23 protein-coding genes and 1 pseudogene are annotated in these 25464 nt (G+C 47.2%); 16 read left to right on the top strand and 8 right to left on the bottom strand.

The features are described from left to right. Window positions 1–85: 85 nt before the first annotated feature. Together RIG27_RS04135 and tilS are read left to right on the top strand one after the other, a co-directional pair. The gene (locus tag RIG27_RS04135) at window positions 86–1183 is read left to right on the top strand and encodes a KGK domain-containing protein (protein WP_446342692.1); all 1098 of its coding nucleotides are present in this window, start codon (window positions 86–88) and stop codon (window positions 1181–1183) included. Window positions 1184–1265: 82 nt separating this feature from the next. Beyond that, window positions 1266–2276, top strand: a complete 1011-nt coding sequence (gene tilS, locus RIG27_RS04130; protein WP_446342690.1) for a tRNA lysidine(34) synthetase TilS — start codon at window positions 1266–1268, stop codon at window positions 2274–2276. Window positions 2277–2426: 150 nt separating this feature from the next. Here tilS and hmpF read toward each other — a convergent pair whose 3' ends face one another. Continuing rightward, the gene (gene hmpF, locus RIG27_RS04125) at window positions 2427–4187 is read right to left on the bottom strand and encodes a pilus motility taxis protein HmpF (protein ID WP_446342688.1); all 1761 of its coding nucleotides are present in this window, start codon (window positions 4185–4187) and stop codon (window positions 2427–2429) included. Between the two features lie 701 nt (window positions 4188–4888). After that, window positions 4889–6154, bottom strand: coding sequence for an RNA-guided endonuclease InsQ/TnpB family protein (locus RIG27_RS04120; RefSeq protein WP_446342686.1), 1266 nt, complete (start codon window positions 6152–6154; stop codon window positions 4889–4891). A 71-nt stretch (window positions 6155–6225) separates the two neighbouring features. Between RIG27_RS04120 and RIG27_RS04115 the strand changes: the two genes are divergently transcribed. The 5 genes from RIG27_RS04115 (at window position 6226) to RIG27_RS04095 (ending at window position 12337) form a co-directional block, all read left to right on the top strand. Continuing rightward, on the top strand, window positions 6226–6375 hold the full coding sequence (locus RIG27_RS04115) for a hypothetical protein (protein WP_446342684.1): 150 nt from the start codon (window positions 6226–6228) through the stop codon (window positions 6373–6375). A gap of 287 nt (window positions 6376–6662) precedes the next feature. Beyond that, the gene (locus RIG27_RS04110; RefSeq protein WP_446342682.1) at window positions 6663–7961 is read left to right on the top strand and encodes a response regulator; all 1299 of its coding nucleotides are present in this window, start codon (window positions 6663–6665) and stop codon (window positions 7959–7961) included. 255 nt (window positions 7962–8216) lie between these two features. After that, window positions 8217–8582: a response regulator transcription factor gene (locus RIG27_RS04105; protein ID WP_006099778.1), complete on the top strand. Its 366-nt coding sequence runs from the start codon at window positions 8217–8219 to the stop codon at window positions 8580–8582. 24 nt (window positions 8583–8606) lie between these two features. Further along, window positions 8607–9137, top strand: a complete 531-nt coding sequence (locus tag RIG27_RS04100; protein ID WP_006099833.1) for a chemotaxis protein CheW — start codon at window positions 8607–8609, stop codon at window positions 9135–9137. 77 nt (window positions 9138–9214) lie between these two features. Further along, window positions 9215–12337, top strand: coding sequence for a methyl-accepting chemotaxis protein (locus RIG27_RS04095; protein ID WP_446342679.1), 3123 nt, complete (start codon window positions 9215–9217; stop codon window positions 12335–12337). On the opposite strand, the gene RIG27_RS04090 is transcribed toward RIG27_RS04095, so the two are convergent. Further along, window positions 12291–12461, bottom strand: coding sequence for a hypothetical protein (locus tag RIG27_RS04090; protein ID WP_446342677.1), 171 nt, complete (start codon window positions 12459–12461; stop codon window positions 12291–12293). The two genes, RIG27_RS04095 and RIG27_RS04090, sit on opposite strands and share 47 nt — an antisense overlap. A 19-nt stretch (window positions 12462–12480) precedes the next feature. Between RIG27_RS04090 and RIG27_RS04085 the strand changes: the two genes are divergently transcribed. The 3 genes from RIG27_RS04085 to RIG27_RS04075 all read left to right on the top strand — a co-directional run bounded on the left by RIG27_RS04085 (window position 12481) and on the right by RIG27_RS04075 (window position 15059). Beyond that, the gene (locus RIG27_RS04085; RefSeq protein WP_446342675.1) at window positions 12481–13266 is read left to right on the top strand and encodes an MlaE family lipid ABC transporter permease subunit; all 786 of its coding nucleotides are present in this window, start codon (window positions 12481–12483) and stop codon (window positions 13264–13266) included. A 53-nt stretch (window positions 13267–13319) separates the two neighbouring features. Then, window positions 13320–13709 carry a DUF3119 family protein gene (locus RIG27_RS04080; protein ID WP_446342674.1) on the top strand — a complete coding sequence of 130 codons (390 nt, stop codon included), beginning with the start codon at window positions 13320–13322 and terminating at the stop codon, window positions 13707–13709. Between the two features lie 150 nt (window positions 13710–13859). Continuing rightward, on the top strand, window positions 13860–15059 hold the full coding sequence (locus tag RIG27_RS04075) for a DUF3086 domain-containing protein (protein WP_446342672.1): 1200 nt from the start codon (window positions 13860–13862) through the stop codon (window positions 15057–15059). Here RIG27_RS04075 and RIG27_RS04070 read toward each other — a convergent pair. Then, a pseudogene (locus tag RIG27_RS04070) lies at window positions 15057–15219 on the bottom strand (NF041680 family putative transposase); the annotation flags it as partial. The gene RIG27_RS04075 and the pseudogene RIG27_RS04070 sit on opposite strands and share 3 nt — an antisense overlap. A 329-nt stretch (window positions 15220–15548) precedes the next feature. Here RIG27_RS04070 and RIG27_RS04065 point away from each other — a divergent pair. From RIG27_RS04065 to RIG27_RS04050, 4 genes are all read left to right on the top strand, one after another. Further along, window positions 15549–17933 (top strand): hypothetical protein, encoded by a 2385-nt coding sequence (locus tag RIG27_RS04065; RefSeq protein WP_446342670.1) that lies wholly within the window; start codon window positions 15549–15551, stop codon window positions 17931–17933. Between the two features lie 132 nt (window positions 17934–18065). After that, window positions 18066–18725 (top strand): glycerol-3-phosphate 1-O-acyltransferase PlsY, encoded by a 660-nt coding sequence (gene plsY / locus RIG27_RS04060; protein ID WP_446342668.1) that lies wholly within the window; start codon window positions 18066–18068, stop codon window positions 18723–18725. 86 nt (window positions 18726–18811) lie between these two features. Then, a complete protein-coding gene (locus tag RIG27_RS04055) occupies window positions 18812–19192 on the top strand; it encodes a hypothetical protein (protein ID WP_446342666.1) in 381 nt (126 codons plus the stop codon). A 39-nt stretch (window positions 19193–19231) separates the two neighbouring features. Beyond that, window positions 19232–19393 (top strand): hypothetical protein, encoded by a 162-nt coding sequence (locus tag RIG27_RS04050; RefSeq protein WP_446342664.1) that lies wholly within the window; start codon window positions 19232–19234, stop codon window positions 19391–19393. Between the two features lie 171 nt (window positions 19394–19564). Here RIG27_RS04050 and RIG27_RS04045 read toward each other — a convergent pair whose 3' ends face one another. Continuing rightward, on the bottom strand, window positions 19565–19990 hold the full coding sequence (locus tag RIG27_RS04045) for a hypothetical protein (RefSeq protein WP_446342662.1): 426 nt from the start codon (window positions 19988–19990) through the stop codon (window positions 19565–19567). 378 nt (window positions 19991–20368) lie between these two features. Here RIG27_RS04045 and RIG27_RS04040 point away from each other — a divergent pair, with 378 nt between their 5' ends. Both RIG27_RS04040 and RIG27_RS04035 read left to right on the top strand, forming a co-directional pair. Next, window positions 20369–20656, top strand: coding sequence for a hypothetical protein (locus RIG27_RS04040; protein ID WP_446342660.1), 288 nt, complete (start codon window positions 20369–20371; stop codon window positions 20654–20656). Window positions 20657–20693: 37 nt separating this feature from the next. Further along, on the top strand, window positions 20694–22910 hold the full coding sequence (locus RIG27_RS04035) for a pentapeptide repeat-containing protein (protein WP_446342658.1): 2217 nt from the start codon (window positions 20694–20696) through the stop codon (window positions 22908–22910). A gap of 310 nt (window positions 22911–23220) precedes the next feature. Here the strand turns inward: RIG27_RS04035 and vapC are convergent, their stop codons facing one another. The 3 genes from vapC to RIG27_RS04020 all read right to left on the bottom strand — a co-directional run bounded on the left by vapC (window position 23221) and on the right by RIG27_RS04020 (window position 25355). Further along, window positions 23221–23619 carry a type II toxin-antitoxin system tRNA(fMet)-specific endonuclease VapC gene (vapC, locus tag RIG27_RS04030; RefSeq protein WP_446342656.1) on the bottom strand — a complete coding sequence of 133 codons (399 nt, stop codon included), beginning with the start codon at window positions 23617–23619 and terminating at the stop codon, window positions 23221–23223. Next, entirely contained in the window at window positions 23619–23879 is a 261-nt protein-coding gene (locus RIG27_RS04025) for a hypothetical protein (RefSeq protein ID WP_446342654.1), read from the bottom strand. Before RIG27_RS04025 ends, vapC begins: the two co-directional genes overlap by 1 nt. A 372-nt stretch (window positions 23880–24251) precedes the next feature. Next, window positions 24252–25355, bottom strand: a complete 1104-nt coding sequence (locus RIG27_RS04020) for a CobW family GTP-binding protein (RefSeq protein WP_446342652.1) — start codon at window positions 25353–25355, stop codon at window positions 24252–24254. Window positions 25356–25464 lie beyond the last annotated feature (109 nt).

The raw sequence follows: 25464 nt of genomic DNA, 5'->3' as shown, positions 1-25464 counted from the left end.
AAATCGCTTACTCCTAGGTGATCCAGGGAATGACCCAATTTGTAAATCATGATTAAGCACACAAGTAGAACGTTAATCGGGGAAAATGGGCGTAGATAATCAGTTTGAGCCACTCGCTAGTGGTGAAGTCTTATCCGTTGACGAATCAGCGCAAATCTTAATTGGGCATCATACCTTCCGAGTAGGCGAATTGGCGGACGCGATCAAAACGCAGCTTGAGCATGGGTTGAGCGAATGGACTCAACATAAGGATGCCTGGTTTAGTGAGGAGGGTATCTCCTGTGAAGTCTTGCGATTTAGTGCGGGTGGTTGGCAAAAGGGCAAGGTAAGAATCAATTTGGAATTTTGTCCTCAAGAAGTGGCTGAGGAGAAGATGCCAGTAGAATCAGTCAGTGCAGAGGATGAGGATGAGTTCTCTGTGCCAGACGACTCACCCACCATGGATGAGGAACTCGATTTAGAGCAGCCATCGATGAGTTTGGATGAGGCAGATCATGACTATGAATTATCTGCCTTCAACGATGAGGATCAACAGCAAGACAGCCTTGGTGACATCTATGATGAGATGGATGAGGGGACAAGCTTTCAGATAGAGGAACTAGAAGAAGAGGAGCCACCTGTTAGCTTTGAGAGTGACTTCGATGAACTCTCTACCGATGAGGAGGAAGAGCCATCCGTCAGCTTTGAGAGTGACTTCGAGGAAATGTCTCCTGGTGAGGCGGAAGAGCCATCCGTCAGCTTTGAGAGTGACTTCGAGGAAATGTCTCCCTTAGAAGAAGAGGAACCCGTCAGCTTTGGTGATGACTTAGAGGAACTCTCTACCGATGAGGATATATCAGCGAGCTTTGGTGATGACTTAGAGGAACTCTCTACCGATGAGGATACATCAGCGAGCTTTGGTGATGAATTTGATGAACTCTCCCAAAGCATTGAAGAAGAGTTGGAGATGGAAGAAGAAAGCACCAACAACGACGACGAGTTGCTAGATTTGGGAGAAATTGCCACAGAAAGTGATGAGGAACTCGATTTTGATGCAACTTCTGCTAGTGATGAAGATGAAGATGAGTTTGATTTAGGTGATTTTTCCTCAAACTTAGAGGAAGAGGAGGACAATGAGACAGACTCGCTTCTTGATGATGTTTGGGAAGAAATGAGTTCAGAAGGTTGGCAAAGTAATCAGTAATGTTCAAAAGAATGTCCTAACCTGCCAAGGTAGCTGCTATATCAGTAACAAGCTTCTTGCCTTGTAGCCTTCTGCGATAAGAATGTCTAAAGGTTCAGATTGGACGCTAATTCACGCCCGTCTTCATCAAACGCTACGGCAAAGGCAGCTATTAGCGCCAAGTCGTCATGTTTTAGTGGCTGTATCGGGGGGGCAAGATTCCCTCTGTTTAATGAAACTGCTTTTGGATTTGCAGTCGAAGTGGAGATGGCAATTAGCGATCGCGCATTGTGATCACCGTTGGCCCGCAGACAAGGGGCTGGCAGATCACATTGAACAAGTGGCTCAGAGTTGGGCGATTCCTTTTTATCTGGAAATTGCGGATCAAGTGACTCAAAGTGAGGGAGCGGCTCGACAATGGCGTTATCAGGCACTCGGTAAGATTGCCAAAACCTATCAATTTCAATATGTAGTCACGGCTCACACTCAGAGCGATCGCGCGGAAACGGTTTTGTATAATCTAATTCGAGGTACGGGGGTTGATGGTCTCCAATCGCTGACCTGGCAACGTCCTCTAGTAGCCGGGGTACAGCTAGTACGCCCGTTGCTAGAGGTTACCCGTAGGGAAACGGGGGAGTTTGTGGAGCAACAGCACCTCCCGGTTTGGTTGGATGCCTATAATCAAGACCTCCGCTATGCTCGTAATCGCATTCGCCAAGAGGTACTGCCTTATCTAAAAACTCATTTTAATCCGAGGGTGGAAACTGCTCTGGGTCATACAGCGGAACTGTTACGGGCTGATGTGGAGTATTTAGAGACGGCGGCGCGATCGCTACGAGAGCAAGCCATGGGTTCTACGAGTGAGCATGAACCCACTACGACGCTCAAACTCAATCGTTTAATCTTACGACAAGCCCCTCTCGCCCTACAACGTCGTGCAATTCGGCAGTTTTTAGCGATCGCCCAACCGACGGCTGCCAATTTTGAGCAAATTGAAGCGATTACGGCTTTAATTGATGCGCCCAATCGCTCTCGCACCTCATCCTTTCCCGGAGGAGCCAGCGCTCAAGTGGAAGGGAATTGGATTGTTTGGCGAAATAGTCAGGGGGAGTAGTGGCTCGGCAGACCTAATTTGGTAGATTAGCTTGGGTTCGTAGTAAGGGAACCTTAGCCCTCTATTCTGCCCTAGTAACAGGCGTTAACCCAACCTAAAACTGCCTTCTGCCTGGTTGGTGAGCCTGTCGAACCACTGCCTTCTGCCATCCTATGAAGCTGCCAGTTCTGGAGATTCAACCATACCATCAACCGTTTGCCGCATTTCGGAAATTGCTTGGAGTTGATAATCGCCAACTTCCTGAATTTGATTCAGGGCTTGTGCGATCGCGTCGAGGATCTGGCGAATTTGATTCAGAGCCTCTTGCTTGGGTGGTAAGAGTTCTTGATAAAGATTAACTTGACTCCACAGTTCAGCAACTTCCAGTTTCATCGATTGCCAGTTTTCTTCCAAACCTTGTAACTCAGAGCGTTTGGCTTCTTGCTCACTTTCTTGCTGAGTCAGCATTTCCTCGGCTTGGCTAATGCTTTGGCGCATTTGCTCAACTTGGTTTTCCAGTTTTTCCAGTTCGCTTTCCTGCTGTTGTCGCTGTTCCTCGAGCTGGTTTAAGACCGGACCGAGGTCGATTTTATGGGGATCGGCGCTACTCCCTTCACTAATACCCTGACGACGACGTAAGACACGATTATGCTGATTGAGAATCTCTTCCCTCTCCCGCAGGTTGCGGCGTTGACCGACGAGGGTTTCATCCAACATTTGGTAGCGGTCTTGCTCGTCAGCTAGCTCACTTTCCAAACTAATGCGATCGTACTCGCTGGCGTTATTAATTTTGTCTTGCAGTTCTTCTACGGCTTGGCGCTGGAAGGTGAGTTCCTCTTCCTGGTCGTTGACAAACTGTACCACTCTCTCCAAATCTTGCTGCAAATTTTGCACGATTTCCTGGAGTTCACCCAGGGGCATATTTTCCAGCGCTTGAATGTTAACCTCTTGACTAATTTTGACATCGGCTGAACTGGTCGCTAAACGAGCAAGCTCTTGATGTAACTCCTGATGAGTTTGAAGTTGCAGGCTGAGTAGATGTACGGATTCCTGCTTCATCTCCCAAGCATTCCGCTGCACCTTCAATTCCGCTTGTGCCTCTTCATAAGAGGTTTGAACCTGCTCTAACTCTTGCTTACGCTGGTGAATGTCCTCAGCTTGCTCGTCAATTTCGGTTTGGCGTTGCTCTGCTTGTTGGCGCTGATTGTCTAGTTTTTGCCAATCACTATCTAGTTCTGACTGCTGTTGATCAATGATGTCAAACGCTTGATTCAACTGTTCCCGCACAGTATCTGTAGGAGCGACAGCCGTCGATAGGCGATCGAGCAACTCCTGCATCGCCGCAACATCGTCCTCACTTAAACCCGAAGTTTGTTGCAGCTGTTCTTTTTGCTCATCCCAACGCCGCTGTTCACCGCGCAGATGTTCCCAAGCGCCTTCAAGTTCCTGTTGTTTTCGATCAAACTCCTCTCTGAGGCGTTCAGTTTCCTCTTTCGTACTTTCTAGGTCTTGACGCTGCTGATCGATTTGTTCAACCTCTTCCTCCATGGCTTGCATCTGTTCCAACCGCGCTTCCATTTCCATCTCGCGGCGGTTGAGTTCTTGACTTTGATACGTCAAGGACTGCTTCCACTGTTCAATTTCTTCTTCTTGGCTTTTCGCCTTGTCCAACAGACGCGAAAAATTTTGTAAGATACTTGCCAGTCTCGTCCCGGCTGGCTCAACATCCCCTTGAATCCGATTGTTACTGACATTGACAATTGCCAAAGCCCCATCGCTCATGCCACCGGCTTCGTCTCCTGGGATGATTTCATCACCTGGGACAGCGCTCCAACTCTGATCATTCCGCTGACAAGCCAGCAGTTTGAGTTCGGTCTTACTGCCGCCAAAAGGGCCAGTTTTCTGCTTTTTGACTTCTGCTAGATACAGCACACTGATCGTCCTCTTTACTTGTCTTGTGCCCAATTCTTGACTAAGCCAACCTGAACTAAATCTTAGTTGATTGGGTTGCTGGTCGTACTGCTCCTGATGTTCTCAGAGCTAACTCTGATTTATAGACCGAGCAGCTTTGTCTACAATGCTAGCTTTTAGGAAGTGACAGAGGTAGCCGCGTCTTGGACTATTGTCCTGAATCTAAGCTACCACCGGATAGTCCTGACGGACCGAGGAATGCTACATATCTCCAACTCAACCCTCCTTAACGGGCAAGTTTAGGCAAGCTAGGAACCGAGTCGCCTTGGCTGATTGAACCCCTGTTCCTCACCATCTTCGCGCTCTACGTCAGTAGCGCGGGGTAGTTGAAGTTTATTTAACGAAGCCATTCTCGATGCATGACTTTGGCTGTATTACAATTAGTTATGAATTTCTATGAGAGATTATAAGTCCTTGGCTGATACAGACACCAGCTTTTTGCTCAATCCTACTCCATTGGCTATAAAATTTTAGCTTCAATAACTCGATTGCTGTTTTCTGGTTACTGTTTTAGGAGTATGTCTAGCCTTGACTTAAGAGACCCCTCGTTGGACAACCTGCATTGTTTTCATTTTAACTAATTCGTCTCCTGAAGCCATTGCTTTGTCCCTGTATCCGAGCCAACCCGGCTAATTGGTGAGTGACATCCTCCCTCACCAACTTCAAGAAGTATGGTGAGGGCTTCCAACATCACTGCTGGATATTGCTGCCCTGCGCCACAAATCACGGCAAAATGCCCCCGACAGCCCGACTTGACAGCCAATTTCTTTCCCCCAGAGTCCCTGGGTACTAAGTGTTTCATAGCCTCGGTTGCAGATTTCCTGTGCTGAGGCTACATCTCTATCAACCTCATATTTGCATTCAGGGCAACTGTGCCATCTATCAGAAAGTTCTTTCCTGACTTCGATCCGACAATTAGGACAAGTTTGAGAGGTTCCTTTGTGATCAACTTCAGCCACATAGACACCCTGTTGCTTGCCGACATGGAACAGGATTGACCGAAACTGACCAAAGGCGGCATCAATGGTGTGTTTTCCTAAAAAGCCTTTAGCCATTGTGCGGAAGTCAATATCTTCTACGAAGATAGTGCCGGCAATATCACACAGTTTGTGAGCCAGCTTAAACTGATAGTCTTTACGCTTGAATGCAATATGATTATGCTGTTTCTCTACCTTGATTCTGGCTTTTTCATAGTTCTTAGAACGCTTCTTCTTTTTCGACAATCTGCGTTGTAGCACTTTCAGCCGACGATGCTCTGTCTTGAATAATTTACGTCCTGGCTCTATGAATCCATCACTGGTAGCTAAATAATTATTCAGTCCAACATCTACACCAATAAAATGCCCGTGAGGTACGGGTCGCCGAATAAATATATCAGACTGAATGCTAATAACAGCAAACCATCCCATCGCTTTCTTGAGTATCCTGACCTGCTTGACAACAAACCCGTCTGGGATTGGTCTATGCAAGTTAATTTGGACTTTCCCCAGCTTGGGCAATTTGATTTGCCATCCGGTAATCGGGTTGGTGGAAAACTGAGGGAAAAGAACAGACTTCATTTGTCCGTACTTTTTGAACCTTGGGAATCCATAACCTCGCTTCTGGAAAAAGTCCCAAGCATCGTGCAATCTCCTGATGGTTGTTTGCAATACCTGAGAAGGTACGGCGGATAATCTGGGAAACTCTTTTTTGGCTTTGGGTAGGTTGTTTTGCTGCTGCTGATATCCAGGAAAGGGATAATCAGTACTCATGATGTACTCTGACTCTAAGCTACACCTATCTATGGGACACTTCCTAGAAGCAATCCAATCCTTGAGTTCCCTGAGCGCGTAGTTATACGCATTGCGACAAGTTTCGAGCCATTCGTTCAACAGCTCGACTTGTTTCTGGTCGGGATATAGGCGATAGGTGTAGTTAAGTGTCAGCATTTTTCAATCTTACCACAATTACCACTAACGGTAAATGCTAATTTTACCGGGGTTGACCGGATAAAATTAGCTTGGGGGATGTCCATGTATCCCAACGCCAAATCAGGAGATTATGGCGTGGGAATTATGGTTCCTCCCCCAAACCCCCACCGTTAGTTAACGCGAGCGATCGCTCACCGCCGTCCAACCCGCCTGATCAGGAGGTGTTACAGCAAGTCTAATCCTCAATTATACTGAATACATGGAGGTTTTGATTGACTCTTCTTCTATAAATTTCAATGGCTCTATTGAGCAAAGTTAAATTTAAAGTTTAAATTGCTCTGTTGAAACACATCCGTTAAATGATCCATTCCAGCCTAATTGGATGTTATCTTAACAGGGTCAGTCAGCGGTGGTGGTAAAGCATCAAGTTGGGGTTGAGGTTAAGATGGCAGGCAACTTGGTAACCCAACAGACCATTCGCGCCTCAGCATTGAACGCAAGGTTTTAGGAGTACATTTTCCTTAAAATGCAGGGAACGTTAAATGAAATTGATATCCGCAGTATCCTGCAACTGATCGAACTGGGTCAGCGCACAGGAGAACTTTTAGTTGAGGCGCAAAGCTTCCACACCCATAACTCTGGTAGTGATGTGACTCATAAATTTATCCAGGGACGCTCTCACCTCGCGACCCCACCCCGTTGCCCTGGACCCTTTTGGTTTGTTTTTTTTCTCAACGGACAAATTGCTTATGCGGCAAACAGTGATCACAGTTTGTCACGACTGCGCGATTACCTGCGTCGCTATCGAGCTGAAGGAGCTTTGGATGACATCGAAGAACCGTCGATTGCTTCGACCAATGCTCCCGAATATGGCTATCTTTGGGCGTTGCTAGAAAACCATATTATCACGCCAGCTCAAGGGCGCAGCATTCTCCACAGTATGGTACATGAAACCCTATTTGACCTGTTGAGCCTCCACAATGGATATTTTGTCTTCGAGGTTGATCCAGCCTTAGCGCCCCAACTCACCACCTTAGAAATTGCCCCCCTAGTGACCAAGATTATGAAGCAAGTCCAGGAGTGGAAGCAGTTTCATCCCCATATCCAATCCCCCAATCAATGCCCACTGATTACGGATGAAACGAAATTAAAGGCAGCATTACCGGAGAATGCATTTAGAACCCTCCAACGGTGGACAAATGGCAAGAATTCTCTGCGACAGATGGCTCGTTATCTCAATCGTGACATCCTGACTGTCACCCGAGCCATTTACCCCTATATCCAACGGGGTTGGATTCAATTGCTGACGTCAGCACCTCAACAAACCCTCGCCGTTCGACAACCTTGGGAATCCACCCGGGCAGATCATGCACCCTCTGTAGTCTGTATTGATGATGACAAGGCAGTTAGCAAAACCGTCGAGTATATGCTGCAAGCCCAAGGATATGAAGTAACAGCGATTCAAAATCCCCTCAAAGCTCTGAGCTTACTCTTCCAAATCAAACCAGCTCTAATTCTCTGTGATTTAGTCATGCCCCAACTCGATGGATATGAACTGTGTGGCATGTTGCGACAATCGACGACATTTCGACAAACTCCAATCATTATGCTGACGGGCAAAGATGGCTTTATTGACCGTGTGAGAGCTCGCATGGTAGGCTCAACGGACTATTTGACTAAACCGTTTGGAGCCAGTGAGCTGTTGATGTTATTGGAGAAATACGTAGGTCCGGGAGATCCGGAAAAAATGAGTTTCGATAGTTCCCGCCAAGTCCTAGAGGAGGAGGTCAAGGCAACCGATATTACTAAATCAGCATCGGCTTAACAACAGCTATCATCATGTAACACGCAGGAAGGTAATTCTTCCGCTACAATCACCTCATAGACTCATACAGCGATACGCCCTAGCTCCATTTCGCAGTTAAGCCTGTCACAATAGAGAAAGGGATCAGTTCAGGATGAAGCTACCATAAAGGATACATTAATCATTACTCTATCTATGTTTAAGGGTATATCTCAACGATACAGCTCAGTTCACGTTCAAAATTCGTGCGCTTATTGGCAAGTCAGGTAGGGGGTTATGAGTACAGTTTTGGTTGTAGAAGACAGTTTGGCACAGCGGCAGATGATCTCAGACCTCCTCAAAGGCAGTGGGTTGACAGTCTCTGTGGCAAGTGATGGAGTGGAAGCCTTAGAACATATTCTGCAGTCTCGTCCTGATGTAGTGGTATTGGATATTGTTATGCCTCGTATGAATGGGTACGAGGTCTGTCGTCGTTTAAAGGCTGATCCCAAAACCCAAAATGTACCCGTGGTCATGTGTTCTTCAAAAGGCGAAGAATTTGATCGATATTGGGGAATGAAGCAAGGGGCAGATGCTTACATCGCTAAGCCCTTTCAGCCCACCGAGTTGATTGGCACAGTCAAACAGCTACTCAGGTCATAAATATAGTTAAGACTCTAGCTGCGAATGGTTGGAAATCCGGATTTTTTAACAGATACTGGTCAAGATCAAGCCCCAGAATTGCAAGAACTAGAAAGTCCTGAGGGTGAATTACACTTGCGATTTTACGTCCCTTCTGGTATGGAATTTGCTTTGCCAGCGACTGGGATTAAAGAAGTGCTTGAGCCATCTCCCAACCAGATCACCCCGATCCCTAATGCTTCCCCCTTATTATTGGGGACGATCAATATGCGAGGTCGGGTTATATGGGTTGGTGATCTGGGTCAATTTCTGGGAGAGCCGATCCCTGTCAATACAGACCGATCAGAAATTCCCGTCATTGCCATCGAAGATCAAGATACAATGCTTGGTTTAGCCGTGGAGCGAATTGTGGACATGGATTGGTTAGATGTGGAGCAATTACAAATGGCAATGAATGTTCCGGATACGATGGCACCTTTTTTAAAAGGAGAGTGGTTATTAGATCCGGAATCTAATCAATTTTTACGACTTCTCGATCAGGTGGCAATTCTACGAGCAGCGCGGTGGGCAGCATGAATGAACAGTAAAAGAAAGGAAAAAGAGAGCAACCTTTTGTTTGTTACTTTTTCCTGGTGAGCAAAGGGAGGAGGTCAATGGCATCAAGTACAGATTACGTTCAGGAATATACACAAGCACAAACGGCTTACGCACAAGGTAAATACCAAGAAGCTGCCGATCTTATTAGTCGGTTGATTGAAGAGTATCCCGATGATCCAAGTGCTTTGTTACTTAAGGGTCATATCTGTTGCTATGGTCTACAGCAGTACGATCAAGCACGGGAACACTATGAGCAAGTTCTTAATTTAACGTCTGAACCTGATTTTATCGAATATGCCCATAAAGGTCTAGAAGATGCTAATCAATTGTCCAGTGAATTCGATTCTGTCGATTCACCCCCATCCACAGAGGACTTCGATAACAATTTCCACGATATTGATGAAACCGATGATTTGAATGAGATACCTACATTAGAAACCTGGCAAGACTCGGAAGCGATTGATGAGTCTGAGGATTTCGATTTAGGGGCTTTAGATTTGGATGAAGCGGGACTAGGGGATGATTTTGACTCAACCTCATCTTCGCCCTTTGCCGAACCCCTGGATAGTTCAGCTATTGAATCAGAGACGACGGATGAGCCAAGTTCTGTAGATGAATCCAATCCATTTGCCTTGCGCGGTTTAGACGAAGAGAGTGGTGATGTTGACAATCTTTATGAGTCATCGAGTGATTTTGATCTAAATGACAACCCCTTTGCTGAGGTAGACTATGAAGATTATGAGGAAGGAGCGAGTGATTTTGATCTAAATGACACCCCCTTTAGCGAGGCAAATTACCCAGAAAATTTTGAGGAAGGAGCGAGTGATTTTGATTTAAATGATACCCCATTTAGCGAGGCAGATTATCAGGATCACTTTGAGGACTTTTCAGCGGAGTCTGAGGATGATACGGCGGCAACATTTGTCATGCCTCCCGGTAGCGCCCCTGAATTTGAAGATGCTCAGGAGCAGAATCCACCCTCTTATGAGTCAGAATCCCATTTCGATGAAGACTTATCGGACGTTGATCAGGAAATGGAGGGTTGGCATGATGAATCGATTGACGAGTCATATGAAGACCACCCCGTTTATGAAGACGAAACCCTACTGATGAATTCAGGGGAGTTGGGCGCAAGTTTACCAACGGATACCGATGAGTTTGACTATTCGGCTGAGGAAACAGATGAGGCGATTGAAGCATTTGAAAGCCAGGAGTACACTCAGGATGAATCAGACTTCGATCAAAATGGATTTAACGCTCCCGATGAGCACTTCGACTTTGAGAGCTTTGACGATGCTTTCAGCAATGACTCATTCACGATGGATGAAGTGGCTGAGGCTGAGGCTGAGAACTTCTCAGAACTTGAAACGGACAAAGACTTTTTAGACGCTTTTGATGTATTTGAAGATGATTTAGGCTCTCTTCCCGATTTCGCCATAGACGATCAGGATGAATTAGCTGACTCGGGCGCGAGTGAATCAGATTTTGATGTTTTAAGTAACAGCGGAGTCATACCAGCAGGTGGCGAAAGTGAGGGAGTTAGGGAAAATGGCGATGCCGTCCGAGATAGTGTAGCAGCTCACCAGCAATCGGCTCAGGAATATCGCTCAGTTGATAGTGATGAAGAAATTTTCAGTATTGGTAGCTCAACTGAACAACTCCCAGTTTTTAGTCAAGCCAAAGAGGGGGGACATGAACCGATCGTTAGTGTTGATCAAGGGTGGCTGGCTCCTTTTGAAAATGCTTCCCTCCATCATAAACAGTGGATTATCTCGTTTGCGGCTGGGATTGCCTCCGCTTTTGTTGTTGCCTTAGTCAGTTTTTCGGCACAAAGTATTGCTGCCCGAAGTTCAGTACCCCAAGGGCAAGCTCAAAGAGCGATCGCGAATCTCAAATTTGCCCATGCTTTAGCCAGTGGTGCAGCATTTGCGGCTAGTTTTGGCATTACCCTGTTTCTGGGTCGGATCACCACTCGCCAGATTCAACAAGTCACCGTGGATTTACAAACTCAGTTTGATGCCGTTGCTCAGGGAAATCTGAATGTCAGTGTCCCCATCTATTCCGAGGGAGAACTCGGTCAACTGGCTTCAGGTTTCAACCAGATGGCGCGAGTGATCCTGACCACCACCAGCGAAGCCACCCGAAAAGCTGAAGAACAAGAGCAAGCCAAAGAAGACCTGCAACGTCAGGTGATTCGATTGCTAGATGATGTAGAAGGAGCTGCACGCGGCGACTTGACGGTACAAGCTGAAGTAACAGCCGACGTTTTGGGGGCGGTGGCTGACTCCTTTAACCTAACCATTCAAAATCTGCGGGAAATCGTTCAACAAGTAAAAGATGCCGCCCGTAAAGTGACCAAGGGTTCTACCGAAAGTGCGGCATTTGCTGGCAGTTTATCCAATGACGCCCTGCGCCAAGCCGAGGAACTCGCAGTTACCCTCAACTCCGTTCAGGTGATGACCGACTCCATTCAGCGAGTCGCCGAAGCCGCCCGGGAAGCCGAGGAAGTTGCCCACACCGCTGCGGATGTCGCCCACAGAGGCGGTCACGCGGTAGAACATACGGTGGCAGGTATCTTGCAAATTCGAGAAACTGTAGCAGAAACCACGCGAAAAGTCAAGCGATTGGCTGAGTCTTCCCAGGAAATTTCCAAGATTGTCGCCGTAATTTCCACAATTGCATCCCGAACCAACCTGTTAGCGCTCAATGCCAGTATCGAGGCAGCTCGAGCTGGAGAGGCGGGTCGAGGGTTTGCAGTCGTTGCCGATGAAGTGCGGCAACTGGCAGACCGTTCAGCCAAGGCACTCAAAGAAATTGAGCAAATCGTCATGCAGATTCAAAGCGAAACCGGTTCGGTGATGACGGCGATGGAAGAAGGCACCCAGCAGGTTATTGATGGAACCAAACGGGCAGAGCAAGCCAAACAAGCATTGGAAGATATTATTCAAGTGTCCAATCGCATTGATGCGCTAGTGCGGGCAATTAAAGCGGATACGGTGGAGCAAACCGAAACATCCCGTGCTGTTGCCCAAGTCATGCAATCAGTCGAGTTAACTGCCCAAGAAACCTCTCAGGAAGCCCAACGGGTGTCTAGTGCCTTGCAAAACTTAGTTGGTGTGGCACGAGATCTACTCAATTCTGTAGAACGTTTCCGTGTGGAATCAAATGAGGGCAGATAGTCCTTGGACAGTGAACAGTGAACAGTGAACAGTGGACAGTGACAAATGACGAATGACAAATGACAAATGACGAATGACAAATGACGAATGACGAATGACAAATGACGAATGACGAATGACGCATGACGCATGACGAATGACGAATGAATGAAACCTCCTCCTCTAGCTTAGGATTGTGGCTCCATCGCTTGCTAGCTGCCATTTTATTAGGCGGTCAAGTCATCGTTCATATTCTCGGTGGCAAAATCTACCGACGCAATACCCTGGAGCAAATGGCAGTCGTCGGTCCGGATTCACTCACCATTGCCATGATCACGGCTAGTTTTATCGGTGCCGTGTTTACAATTCAGGTAACGCGAGAATTTATTAACTTTGGGGCAACTACAGCTATTGGAGGGGTTTTGGCACTGGCATTGAGCCGGGAACTTGCGCCTGTGTTAACGGCTGTGGTGATTGCCGGACGAGTGGGTTCAGCGTTTGCGGCTGAGATTGGCACGATGCGCGTGACTGAACAAATTGACGCACTTTATATGCTCAAAACTGATCCGATTGATTATTTGGTCATCCCTCGTGTCATTGCCTGCATTCTAATGCTGCCGTTATTGACAATTCTCTCAATTATTCTCGGCATGACGGGCGGCGTATTGATTGCTGTTAATTTTTACAATATTCCTCAATCTGTCTTTCTAGATTCCGCCCGGAATTTCCTGGGAATCTGGGATTTGTTTACGGCGATGATTAAAGCCGCTGTGTTTGGGATGCTGATAGCCGTCATTGGCTGTAGCTGGGGATTAACCACTAGTGGTGGTGCCAAAGGAGTTGGTCAATCCACGACAACGGCAGTCGTCACGGCTTTACTCGCAATTTTCATCACTAACTTTTTTTTGTCGTGGCTGATGTTCCAAGGCACAGGCAGTGCAGTTCTGTAGTTAGGGGTTTAAAATAGATCATTTGTGTCGATAAACAACGGGAATTTAGTCTAGTGACCTCTGCTACTTCTTCATCTTCATCAACCCAAACCATCGAACTTGCCCCTAGCTACGCGATTCCTTTGGTCTTGGTTCTGGGCAGTATACCGATTGTGCTGCTCCAAATTTGGGTTGGTTTACTCATTGCTCTTTTCGGGTTATTTTTAATGATTCAAGCGGTAACCATCCGTCTGCAATTTACAGAAACCGCATTGGATGTATATCGTTCCCAGACTTTAATTCGTCGTTTTCCGTATAAAGACTGGTCAAATTGGCGGATCTTCTGGTCATCGTTTCCAATCCTTTTCTATTTTAAGGAAGTTAATAGCATCCACTTCTTGCCAATTTTATTTGATCCTAAACAGCTTAAACGTTGCTTAGAGGAGCGCTGTCCCCAGATTTGAGACTACTTTTCGATATGCCTTGCTGAAATTAACGCTTAGGCTTGAGAACACCTTATACCAAAGGCTCTCTTGCCCGGTAACTCGCCCTTGAGAATAATCCCACCGTTTAGGGGTTGGGAATGTAAATCATTATCAGATATTAATTATTCAATGAATTCAGACGAACCACAAACCCAAGAATCCAATTTAGAACAACAACCAATCCTGGAGGAATTTGAGGAAGACTCTCCAGAGCAAAAACCCGAAACAGAACGCTCTGAGCCGTTAACCAATTCATCTAACCAATCTGACGTGACACAACCCCAAGCGGACTCTTCAAATGCTTTAGACTTACCTGCGCCAGATGATAGTCAGATGACACCATCAAGAAACCAACAGGAAACCGTCGCGAATTTAACTCAAACGATCGCGGCTCTTGAGGCGCAAGAACAACAATTGAGGCAAAAAATTGCCCAGCTACAAGCCAGCCAAAATCAGATTTTATCTGACCAGTTAACCAAAACCCAAGCCACCATCCAACAAATGCTCCAAGAGGGGTTAAGCGAATTAGAGCAGCGCAAGCAAGCCCTTTTAATTTCTGTGGAGCAACTAGAACGCCGCCGAGAACGCATTCGCACGGAAATGCGAACCACATTTGCTGGGGTATCTCAAGAATTGGCAATTCGGGTGCAGGGTTTTAAAGACTATTTGGTTGGCAGTTTACAAGACTTGGTTGTAGCGGCGGAAGAGTTAGAATTAGCCGAACCGACGGCAGAATTTTCCAAACCTAGAATGGATGAACCTCAGCCGCCAGTTTCTTCTCCTACACCCAAATTTGCTGAACAGGCGTTTCAAGATCAGATCCAGCAAATTCGGGACATTATTGACCAATACCGCAAAATGCCAGATTATTATGGTCCGCCTTGGCAATTGCGTCGCACGTTTGAGCCAATTCATGCGGAGCGAGTGTCCAATTGGTTTTTTAGTCAAGGGGGGCGTGGGGCGATTCGCACTATCGGTAGCCGCTTGCAAAATATTTTGGTCGCCTCCGCCGTGATGTCTGTAATGCGGACGCTTTACGGTGATAGACTACGAATCTTGGTTCTTGCCAATACCCCTGAACGGCTGGGAGAATGGCGTAGAGGATTGCAGGATTGTCTGGGTATTGCCCGCAGTGATTTTGGTCCAGAACGGGGGGTTGTTTTATTTGAGGAACCATCAGCCCTGGTGCAAAAAGCCGATCGCTTAATGACTCAGAAGCAACTTCCTTTAATTATTGTGGATGAAACAGAAGACCAGATTAGTCTTTCAATTCTGCAATTTCCGCTTTGGTTAGCCTTTGCTCCCGATCCTCAGCAAATGAATTATTAATATGAGCGGGCGTAAGGGTAAATGCGTACAAACCTGTTTGAGCAAGCCAGGTGGCTTTACTGATAGGATTCTCTCAACTGGTAATACGTTCATGTCTCAAGGGTAATGCCCAACTACCTTGAGCTTCAGGTATCCAAGCGATGGTACTATATCCTTGACCGTATTAATTCAGATTATGTCTGGAGTAATTATCAACAATAAAAACTCATGATTTCTCAATGGTTAAATAATTAATTAATCCATCAGTTGTTTTTATCCAACTTGTTCAGCAAGCCCTATTTAGGATTGCTATATATTATGATTAATAAATTTTAACGGATTTTAGATTGACAAGTGTTGCTGTAATTATAATTATGAAAGATGGACAGGACTTACGCAACTGTCATAGTCAATAGAAAAAAAGGATTCTAATATATCAGACTGTTGAAAATTGTGCCTGCCTGTTGAAGGCAAAAATTTTTGCTTAAATGCAATGGAGATATTTAATTAATGAGTATTCCGATTCAAGTTTCACCCGCGACGAACGAGCTGACCCTATCCATGGATCAGACCTTCGCCGAAGTGGTGAAAGTCACTATCCCGAAATCTGGGGTAGTCCCGAAAGTCGATGCCTATTTTCTGGCAGACACGACGAGTAGCATGAGGGATGCGATCGATGCTGTCAAAATTGGTATATCGGATGTCCTAACCGAAATCGGGGCGTTAGGAGCCGATGTCCAGTTCGGGGTTGGCGAATACAAAGACTTTCCGGCTCCAGATCCTGGCAGACATCCCTACGCATTCCTGCACCAGCATAGCCTGAGTGCCAACACAGCCGAGATCCAAGCCGCGATCGCTACCTGGACGGTAACGCCAGGTTTAGACGTTCCAGAGGCTCAGTTTTACGCCCTCGATCAGCTTGCCGAAGCACCAGGTGGCACGATGGGTTGGCGTGCTGATTCTCGGCGGATCATCGTCTGGTTTGGTGACGCAGCCGGTCACGACGCAGTATGCCAGCAAATCTCGGGCCTATCCTACGACATCACCGAGGCATCGGTCACCGCTAAACTAGTGGCAGAAAAGATCAAGGTGCTAGCCCTGAGTTTGAGGAGCAGCGGCGCTCCGGCGGGGCTGGACGACGATCCAAAAGCGAAAGCTACAGGGTATCAGCCATTCTGCGGCAATCCGGGCGGCACCCCCGGACAAGGGACAAGGATCGCCAAGGCTACGGGTGGCAAAATTGTCCAAGGTGTCAGTGCCAATACGATTGTGGAGACGATCAAAACTGAATTGGCAGCACAGCTCACCTCAATCGGGAACGTCAGTCTGGTAGCCAGCGGAGCGACCGCACCATTTGTAGTTGCGATCGCACCTACCGACGGTTATGATTCCCTGAGCAGAGACCAAGACCATGAAATTAGCTTTGACGTTGACTGGATTGGCACCTTAGCAGCCACCACTGAGGCTCAGATCTTCAACGGCTCCCTCGACCTAGTGGCTGACGGTGAAGTCGTTGGCGGCAAGACAGTCAAAATCACAGTTCCTGCCATCATTCCCCCACCCCCGCCCAGTCCCTATGGGCAAATTCCATTAATCGTGGAGCTATACGAACACTGGTTCACCAACAATTCCTTGGGAGGTGGTCCAGGGCGACGTCTCCTGTTGAGCCAGGACACCCCCAACCTGGCAACTCCTTATCTGATGGATAACCTAACGACTTCGTTGAAGATCCGTCCCGGTCCGAACTTTGACCCGAATGCTGACTACGAGGTGAGCTTCTACCGCGACCCCAACTATATCAGTAGTCAGTTAGTGCTGACGCCTGGTGAGTATCCGGATCTCAACGGTGGACCAATCAATTTCGGGGACGTGATCTCTTCGGTCAAGTTCAACCAGGGTGTACCACCAGCCCCACAGGTGACTCCCATACCGGTGGTGGCGGAACTTTATGACGGTCTGAACTACGGAGGTCGGAAGCTGATTATATTTGAGGATGTGGACAACCTGGCTACCTACTCCGCCTACGACAACCTGACTTCCTCGGTGAAGGTATTCAAAGGACCAAACTATACTCCAGGAGACAAGATCAGGCTCTACGACACTTTCAATGGTAGTGGTGACTACATCGAACTCGAACCCGGTGAGTATCCGGATCTCCAACAGAGCCACACCTTTGGTAATAAGACCTCATCAACCCGGTTCATCAAAGGAGATGGCACGGGGTCCGAATCCGTTCCCCCCGGCTCGATGGACTACGGACCGATTCCCTTAATCGTGGAGTTGTACGACCATTTCTTCTCCAAGAGCTCGATCTGGGCAGGCGATCCGGGTCGGCGTCTGCTCTTGAGCCAGGACACCCCCGACCTGGCAACTCCTTATCTGATGGCTGACACAGTTAGCTCGCTGAAGATCCGTCCAGGTCCTGATTTCGATCCCAATGCCGACTATGAGGTGAGCTTCTACCGCGACCCCAACTATATCAGTAGTCAATTGGTACTCAAGCCGGGTGAGTATGGGGATATCCACTATCCACCAATCCAGTTCGGGGATGTGATCTCTTCGGTCAAGTTCAACCAGGGTGTACCACCAGCCTCGCCTGTGACTCCCATTCCGGTGGTGGCAGAACTATACGACGGTCTGAACTACGGAGGTTGGAAGCTGATTATATTTGAGGATGTGGACAACCTGGCTACCTACTCCGCCTACGATAACCGGACTTCCTCGGTGAAGGTATTTGCCGGACCAAACTATACTCCAGGAGATAAGATCAGGCTCTACGACACGTTCAATGGTAGTGGTGACTACATCGAACTCGAACCCGGTGAGTATCCGGATCTGCAACAGAGCCACACCTTTGGTAATAAGACCTCATCAACCCGGTTTATCAAAGCATAACCCTCTTTGAGTCAACAAGCCCCCACTGTACCCTTCGGGTCAACTAGGGCTTGAAATAAGCCCTAGTTGACCCGCTTAAAGTCCCGCTATTCCCATAAAATTTATAGTGTTAATTGTGGAGGGTTTAAAACAATGATGCGTGAGTTGAGTTGGATTGGGCTACTGCTGATTACCGCTTACTTACTGGGTTCAATTCCAACTGGATATTTGGCAGGACGTCTGGTTAAAGGAATTGATATTCGGGAAATTGGTTCGGGATCAACGGGGGCGACCAATGTTTTGAGAAACCTGGGAAAAGGTCCAGCTTTAGTCGTTTTACTGATTGATGCGGCGAAAGGAGTGGGTGCTGTTGCTTTGGTACATGGCTTCTTTGCCCTGACGGGATCATCCGTGATGCCGGATACCTGGAAACCTTGGTTGGTGGCTGTTGTCGCGTTGGCGGCTATGTTGGGTCACAGCAAATCCATTTGGATTAACTTTACGGGAGGAAAATCAGCCGCTACAGGGTTAGGCGTCTTATTGGCTATGTCTTGGTTCGTGGCGCTGAGTGTATTGGTAATCTTTATTGGGGTCGTCAGTATCTCGCGGATTGTTTCTCTGGGTTCGATTGCGGCGGCGATCGCAGTTGCTGTGCTGATGATTGTCTTAGCCCAACCGTTACCCTACCAGATATTTGGGATTGTGGCGGGGCTATACGTTATATTACGGCATCGAGCCAATATTCAGCGCCTACTTGTCGGTACTGAACCCCGTTTAGGACAATCTGCATCAGCGGAAGCGATCGGCAGTTAAACCGTTGTTGGTAGGTGTAGCTTTTTACCTCTCAGGTTAGAACCGATGTGAACTAGGATGGAGATAGTCAGTTTCCAAAAAGTACCGTGAACCAGTACGATCCTAAACTTGCTCAGTTTAACCTATCAGGCGTGGGCTGTTGGCTCACCCTATTAGCCACCTTTCTCTTACTGGGAACAGTTGGCTTGGGCTGGCTGGTCAACGGATTCTTAATTCTGATTGGGTTAGCCATCCTCGCACCAGTCATTGGCTGGGTTGGCTTTCGGTGGTGGTTACAGCGTAACCTGGTTGAGGATAAATGTCCCGTCTGTGCCTACGAGTTTACTGGGTTTAATCGTACCGAATGTCGCTGTCCCAACTGTGACGAATTGTTGAAAGTCGAACAGGGTCAATTTAACCGCTTGACGCCACCGGGTACGATTGATGTAGACGCCGTAGAGGTTTCAGCCAAGCAGCTTGAGGATTAAGCAAGGTCAACTACTCAGGGTTACTTCGTTCAAAGAGGGATGGCTATCTCACTCCCTAGTGCAGAGGGCATGAAAATACTTGAGCAGCTTCGTAGATACGATGAAGTTGGGGAAGTTGGGGAAGTTGGGGAAGTTGGGGAAGTTGGGGGAGTTGGGGGAGTTGGGGGAGTTGGGGGAGTTGGGGGAGCCAAGGACGAATGACGCTCTGCGCCGTTAACTTTAATTGTCCCCACCTATAGCACGGTCAAATTTGTCATTCTGAACGGAGCGATAGCAGAGTGAAGAATCTCACGACTATGTTACGCTGTACTTCACTAAGCTCTGCATGACAAAAGATCAGTTTGTGACCGCTAACAGTATTGTTTACAATACTTACTGACTAATGGAGAGGGTATAACTTTGCCCTCCAGCGCTATCAACGATATAAATATGGTAATTGCCTTTTTCCCAATATCCCGGTGCTTCAACGGTTTGCCCTGGCGCAGCGGCTAACACACATTGTCTACCACTTGCCACGGGTTCGCCTGCTGAATTCAATGGTTCAATGATCAAAGCCGATTGACCAGCGCTTTGGAGGCTGAAGTTCAACGAACCGAAGTCTTGTTCCAATGTGATTGTATACTGCGGTTGAATATTAGCCACTTGACAATTGTTCCCTTGAGTGGAAGTGCCTTCAAGTTTCAGGGCATTAAATCCTGGCGTTAAACTTTGCGCGGTCTGACTATGGAGCAAACCTGCGTTCGCTAGCAGCATCGCTAAGGTGGTTGGAACAATTATCCACTGTTTCAGTCGTTTCATTATCTTAAGCTCCACTATTGTTTAAGTCTTTCTCAATCTGATTATCTTAAATTAATAGACCGCCTGAAACCGACTCTGTTCCTGTTTGTTATTTGTCACTCGTCATTTGTCATTTGCTTGGGCTCTGAGCGTAAGTTAGGTCGGAGCGGGTTTAGTTATATCAGGGTGAAAACGAAACGTTAGTGGTAAAACCCGCCCCTACAGACGCCCAATGGCACGTCTGGTCACTTAACCGTTACGAAAAACCTATACAGATCTAGTCAAAGCTAGCCATATCTTTACACAGTTTCATTCCCCCTAAGAATTGCCCGAAACCTTGCTCAAACCTCTAAAATCAAAACATATAACCTGATTTCTACAACCTAATTCTCTTCCCAGATGGAACCGAATCGAGACAACGACCAATCCACGCCTGTGGGAAATCCCTTTCAACCGCCCTTCTATAACACCTATCCGATGAAGCAACGGTTCAATCAAATCAGTGCTTGGTTTAACAGCCTGCCTACCGTTGGTAAAGTGATTGTGGTGATTGTCGGCGGCAGCTTGAGTTTATCCCTCTTGAAGACTGTTTTCCAACTGATTACCTCGTTAATTAGCCTCGCCCTATTGGGAATAATCCTCTATGTAGTGTATAAATTTTTCATTACCCCTAAGTCTCCCCAATAGTTGCCCACCCTTTATCCGCGTCGCGTGAGAATTGAACATGACTAGCCCTACCATAAAACAAGTCCATAATCAAGCGGTTAGTCGATCATTTTCATTGCGACTAAACCGGGCGTTACCGATGATGACCCGGCGGTTAGCCGCCGTGGTTCTGGAAGTGTCGTTCGTGGCGGCGAGTGCGGTCATTCCGTACAGTATCGGCGAGTATGCCAACGAGCATTCCCCGGCTGAACCCGTTCCCATAAATCCTGTAGTCGCGGCGACAGAAGAGGCGATCGCGAAAACTCTGGCATATCCACGAGCGCGATTAAATCGCCAGGTTGCCCCCCTGACCAATTTGTTCTGGTGTGGGGCAATTGTTATGCCTGTCGTCTTAGTCAGTTGGCAACTTTATCGATTGGGGAAAACGGGGCAAACCACCCCCAAACAGTGGTTAAAACTGTGGGTGGTGACACCCATGGGAACACCACCGGGATTAATCCGGGCAGTTTGGCGTGAGGCAGTCGGACGCTGGGGACTCCCCCTGGGTACAGCCTATCTGCTGTGGCGGTATACGGGCGCATTTCCCGACTTTGGCATCTTATTAGGATTGGCGGGAGTCATGCTACTCATCGAACATGGCAGTGGTTGGATTCACTCACGACGCCGCACTTTACACGATCGCATGGCAGGTACTTATGTAGTGAATGCGGCTCAGGGATTGGCATCCGGCTCATTCAACGGCTGGCAGACTGATCGGGATCACTCCGTTACCCTAGAATTTGACAACGGCTGGCGTCAACAGAGCGAAACATCAACCAATAATCAGTCTCATCATCCCTCCGTCACCACCATCGTCCTCACCTCCCAATCCTCATCTCGACGAGTCCCCCATCTGTGGTGGTGGATGCGCCGTCATCCAGGAGCAACCTTGCTGATTCTCTCGTTTGCAGGAATGGCATCGGTTTTGGGAACTTTTGTCGGGACACAGGTGTATATTCAACGTCAGGCAAATTGGCGAGAATTTAATCAGCAGAATAACCAAGTATTTCTGGCGCTGGTTAAGCAGTTGAGTTCTACCTCCGCCACCGCCTTAGAAGAACGACAAGGTGCAATTCTAGCACTGGCAAGGCTGGATGATCCCCGTGCTGTGCCGTTTCTGGTGGATTTATTGGGACAGGAAAAAACACCAAGTCTGATTGATACCCTGCAGCAAGCCTTGGTGAGTAAAGGTGCCGAAGCCCTACCTCCCCTACAACGGTTGAATCAGGCGCTGCAAAATGACCGAGACACATTAGCCCGTCGGGGAACGCCAGGAGAGCAGCAGTTAGTCGCCCTGCGACAACGGGCAACCAATCGCGCGATCGCGAAAATTCTCACCATCTACAGCAGTGAACTGCACGACGCGGATTTGAGTCGCACTGACTTGAGTCAAATGGACACCCGTTCAGTTCAATTTACCTTAGTTTTGGATAACCTCGACCTAGCCGGACTTAATTTCCGTTCCGCCATCTTAACTGGGGGCAGTTTCCAAAACAGCCGTTTTTATGGGGCGGGTGCGGATCAACGCTGGGGTACATTTGATGATTGGATTGCGGATTTAAGTGGGGCTGAACTCAAGGAAGCCGATTTAACCGGGGCAAATTTAAACAATGTTTTGATGGCTCGCACAAATTTGATCCGGGCAATTCTGAATCGGGCAAATTTAGCTGATAGCTATCTCATTGGCGCAAACTTCAGCAGCGCTCAACTGATTGGTGCTGATTTAACGCGAGCCGTATTAGAAAATGCCAGCTTGACGGGAGCGAATTTAGGCGAGGTAAAGGCATCTCTGGTGAATTTACATGGAGGAAGTCTCGGTCAAGTGAGTGCCGTTGGCGGAGATTTCAGCTTTGCGGATTTGACCCAATCCAATTGGCAAGGGGCGGATTTATCGGGAGCCAATTTCAGTCATGCCAAGTTACAGGATGCGGATTTGAGTTCGACGAAATTGGTTAAGGCGAATTTGAGTCAGGCTCAATTGCAAAATGCCAAGCTACAGAAGGCGAATTTGAGTGCGGTAGATTTACGGGGGGCGAATGTAACCGGAACGGATTTCCTCGGCGCTATGTTTGCCACAGCCGTGCCTGTTAAATCAGATCAGTTTATCACCCAACCTCCAGCCACTGCGTCGGGGGCGCGAGTACAGGGGGTGAATTTTGCCCGGGCGAAAAATTTAGATACCAATCAGTTGCAATATATCTGTAATAATGGGGGACGGCATCCAGAATGTCCCTAAAAAGCAGGGCTAATTTCTCCTGAGTTGACAGCATTTAGGCAACTAAGTTAGCACTAATTGTGCTGAATGAAGCATTTGTGGTTAGTGATTGAGCGCCATAAGCACTTAAGCAAAACGATACGCCTGTTTGATCGGGTTGTTTAGTTTAGATCAAGTCTGTTCTCAGCAAAAACTCATTGAACTAATGTTTAATCGCTCTAGGTCAGATATAAAGTTGGATAACCGATGAAGGAAGAGGAAAAGGAGTTGCAGGCGTTTGCGATCGCGCGTGATGGGATTGGTGTTATCTTACTCTCAACAGTTCAGAACCCTATTCCCAATCTTCGTACTTTAAACCATTTATTCGACCAAATTCACGGGTGTTGTGAGTCACAAGAGTGAGGTCATTGGAGAGGGCGATAGCCGCAATCAGCAGGTCATTGGAACCAATGGGCGTTCCGGCTACATCTAATTGAGCGCGAACCTGTCCAGCAATGGCAGCAGCGTTGTCATCAAACGGGAGACTGATAAACTGGCTGAAGAAGCGGTTTAAATTGGCTAAATTGCGATCACGCCTTGTACTTTTATATGCCCCGTAATAGAGTTCTGATTTCACAACTGAACACAGCCGAATATCATCTGGAGTTAGTTCTGCCAATTTTCGAGCCATGTTAGAACTTGCGCTTTCATTGAGTAGGCGAATGCAAACATTGCTATCCAGCAGATACATTACGATGCATCCTCATCAAATGTCAGTTCCTCGCGGATTTCGTAAGGAAGTTGTTCGGGACGTTCTAGCGGTTCACCCTCCCAACTGCCAATAACTTCTTCAAAAAATCTGGGTTGCCAACCCTTTGACTCTAATGGTACTGAATTGCGATCGCCAGACTTCAAGCGCTGGAAAATGACCATCACTTCTAAATCTTCATTTTTTAATCCAACTGGGACTTGAATGTGTAATACTCCATCATCCCCAACATGGGATTTCAACTTTATGCTTTCCATCGTCAACCCAACTATACAATCTGTGTTTACTCCATCAAATCGTGTATCAATCGCTCCCACTCTTCTTGAGTATCTACAATTGATTTTCCAAAAGCCCAATCCGTTTCCGTTTTCGATTTGGAAGAATTTAGCCTTTCCTTTGCGCGAACTTTTACCGTGGGATTCGGGCAAGACAAGGGAGGAAAACCGTACAAAATTCGGTTCTGGATAGAATTCTAGAAAAGGCTAAAAAGCCCTGTTTTTCGGAGAAAATCTTCCTTGTCTACCGATCTACTTTCCTTCCTTGTCTCACCTTCACCCAAAGCTTAAAAAACCTACCCTTGTGAGTGCCCCCAGCTCCCCTTAACTGAGCAGTAGTCAAGCCCCAAATCCCTTACCTCGATTTACCGAGGGTAAACAGAGACAATTCTCAAGTTGCTTGTACAACTTATCATGGTCTAAATCTTGACCAATTAGCACCAATTGATTTTTCCTGTCCCCTTTCCACTGATCATCTTCGATATTAAACCGCTTACCACTGAGGTGGAAAATGTGACGGTTTGGACTCTCATCAAACCAGAGAATTCCCTTAGCCCGGAAAATATTCGTTGTCAGTTGATTGTCTAAGAAATATTGAAACTTCCGGATATTGAAGGGTTTATCACTCTGGAAGGAAATCGAGGTAAACCCATCATTTTCTAAGTGATGGGAGTGATCATGATCATGGTGATGGTGATGCTCGTGATGTTCGTGATCGCAATCATGGTCATGGTGATGCTCATGATCGTGATGTTCATGGTCATGATCCGATGACTCATCAAAATACTGATCTGACTCAAACAATCCTACACTTAAAATCAGCGGTAATGGCACTTGGGATTGAGTGGTGCGAATAATCCTCGCCCCGTCTTTAATTTCGCGAATTCTCACCTCCAAGGCGTCTACATCACCTTCATCAACTAAGTCGATTTTATTGAGCAGAATAATATCGCCATAAGCAATTTGGCTATAGGCGGCTTCGCTATTGAATAGATCCAGACTAAAATTCTCACAGTCTACCACGGTAACAATGGAATCGAGGCGCGTCATGTCTCGCAGTTCGGTTCCCAGAAACGTAAGAGCGACGGGTAGGGGATCAGCTAATCCCGTGGTTTCCACCACCAGATAATCCACCTTGTCTTCCCGTTCGAGTACCTTGTAAACGGCATTGACTAAATCTTCATTAATGGTGCAGCAAATGCAACCATTACTCAGTTCCACCATGTCATCTCCGGTGGTGACAATGAGTTCATTATCAATGCCGATTTCGCCAAACTCATTGACTAAAACGGCAGTCTTGACACCGTCTTGGTTGCTCAAGATATGATTAAGCAGCGTCGTTTTGCCACTGCCGAGAAATCCGGTAATAATCGTGACAGGTAAGCCATGTTTCGCCGCGTCCAGGGTTGGGTCGGATGCAGACTGAGTTGTGACTGATTGCATAAGGCGCTATGTTGAACTGTCTTTAAACGTCAGAATATAGGAAGATAACGTACAGGTGTGATTCAATAAGACATCAAGCTGTACGCTGGATATGCCAATCCTTTCTCAT

This window comes from Coleofasciculus sp. F4-SAH-05, from assembly GCF_040222985.1.
In the GTDB taxonomy this organism is placed as follows: domain Bacteria; phylum Cyanobacteriota; class Cyanobacteriia; order Cyanobacteriales; family Coleofasciculaceae; genus Coleofasciculus; species Coleofasciculus chthonoplastes.
Note: the sequence above shows the minus strand (reverse complement) of the source record. Positions and strands in the feature narration are given on the sequence as shown.

Bases quoted from the DNA above. Each gene is read 5' to 3' on its own strand.
- RIG27_RS04040 (WP_446342660.1), top strand. From the start codon at position 20,369: ATGGAACCGAATCGAGACAACGACCAATCCACGCCTGTGGGAAATCCC.
- RIG27_RS04090 (WP_446342677.1), bottom strand. From the start codon at position 12,461: ATGCGTCATTCGTCATTCGTCATTTGTCATTCGTCATTCGTCATTTGT.
- RIG27_RS04075 (WP_446342672.1), top strand. From the start codon at position 13,860: ATGAATTCAGACGAACCACAAACCCAAGAATCCAATTTAGAACAACAA.
- RIG27_RS04020 (WP_446342652.1), bottom strand. From the start codon at position 25,355: ATGCAATCAGTCACAACTCAGTCTGCATCCGACCCAACCCTGGACGCG.
- tilS (WP_446342690.1), top strand. From the start codon at position 1,266: ATGTCTAAAGGTTCAGATTGGACGCTAATTCACGCCCGTCTTCATCAA.
- RIG27_RS04110 (WP_446342682.1), top strand. From the start codon at position 6,663: ATGCAGGGAACGTTAAATGAAATTGATATCCGCAGTATCCTGCAACTG.
- RIG27_RS04085 (WP_446342675.1), top strand. From the start codon at position 12,481: ATGAATGAAACCTCCTCCTCTAGCTTAGGATTGTGGCTCCATCGCTTG.
- RIG27_RS04095 (WP_446342679.1), top strand. From the start codon at position 9,215: ATGGCATCAAGTACAGATTACGTTCAGGAATATACACAAGCACAAACG.
- RIG27_RS04050 (WP_446342664.1), top strand. From the start codon at position 19,232: ATGGCTATCTCACTCCCTAGTGCAGAGGGCATGAAAATACTTGAGCAG.
- vapC (WP_446342656.1), bottom strand. From the start codon at position 23,619: ATGTATCTGCTGGATAGCAATGTTTGCATTCGCCTACTCAATGAAAGC.
- plsY (WP_446342668.1), top strand. From the start codon at position 18,066: ATGATGCGTGAGTTGAGTTGGATTGGGCTACTGCTGATTACCGCTTAC.
- RIG27_RS04100 (WP_006099833.1), top strand. From the start codon at position 8,607: ATGGTTGGAAATCCGGATTTTTTAACAGATACTGGTCAAGATCAAGCC.
- RIG27_RS04045 (WP_446342662.1), bottom strand. From the start codon at position 19,990: ATGAAACGACTGAAACAGTGGATAATTGTTCCAACCACCTTAGCGATG.
- RIG27_RS04135 (WP_446342692.1), top strand. From the start codon at position 86: ATGGGCGTAGATAATCAGTTTGAGCCACTCGCTAGTGGTGAAGTCTTA.
- RIG27_RS04120 (WP_446342686.1), bottom strand. From the start codon at position 6,154: ATGCTGACACTTAACTACACCTATCGCCTATATCCCGACCAGAAACAA.
- RIG27_RS04105 (WP_006099778.1), top strand. From the start codon at position 8,217: ATGAGTACAGTTTTGGTTGTAGAAGACAGTTTGGCACAGCGGCAGATG.
- RIG27_RS04065 (WP_446342670.1), top strand. From the start codon at position 15,549: ATGAGTATTCCGATTCAAGTTTCACCCGCGACGAACGAGCTGACCCTA.
- RIG27_RS04035 (WP_446342658.1), top strand. From the start codon at position 20,694: ATGACTAGCCCTACCATAAAACAAGTCCATAATCAAGCGGTTAGTCGA.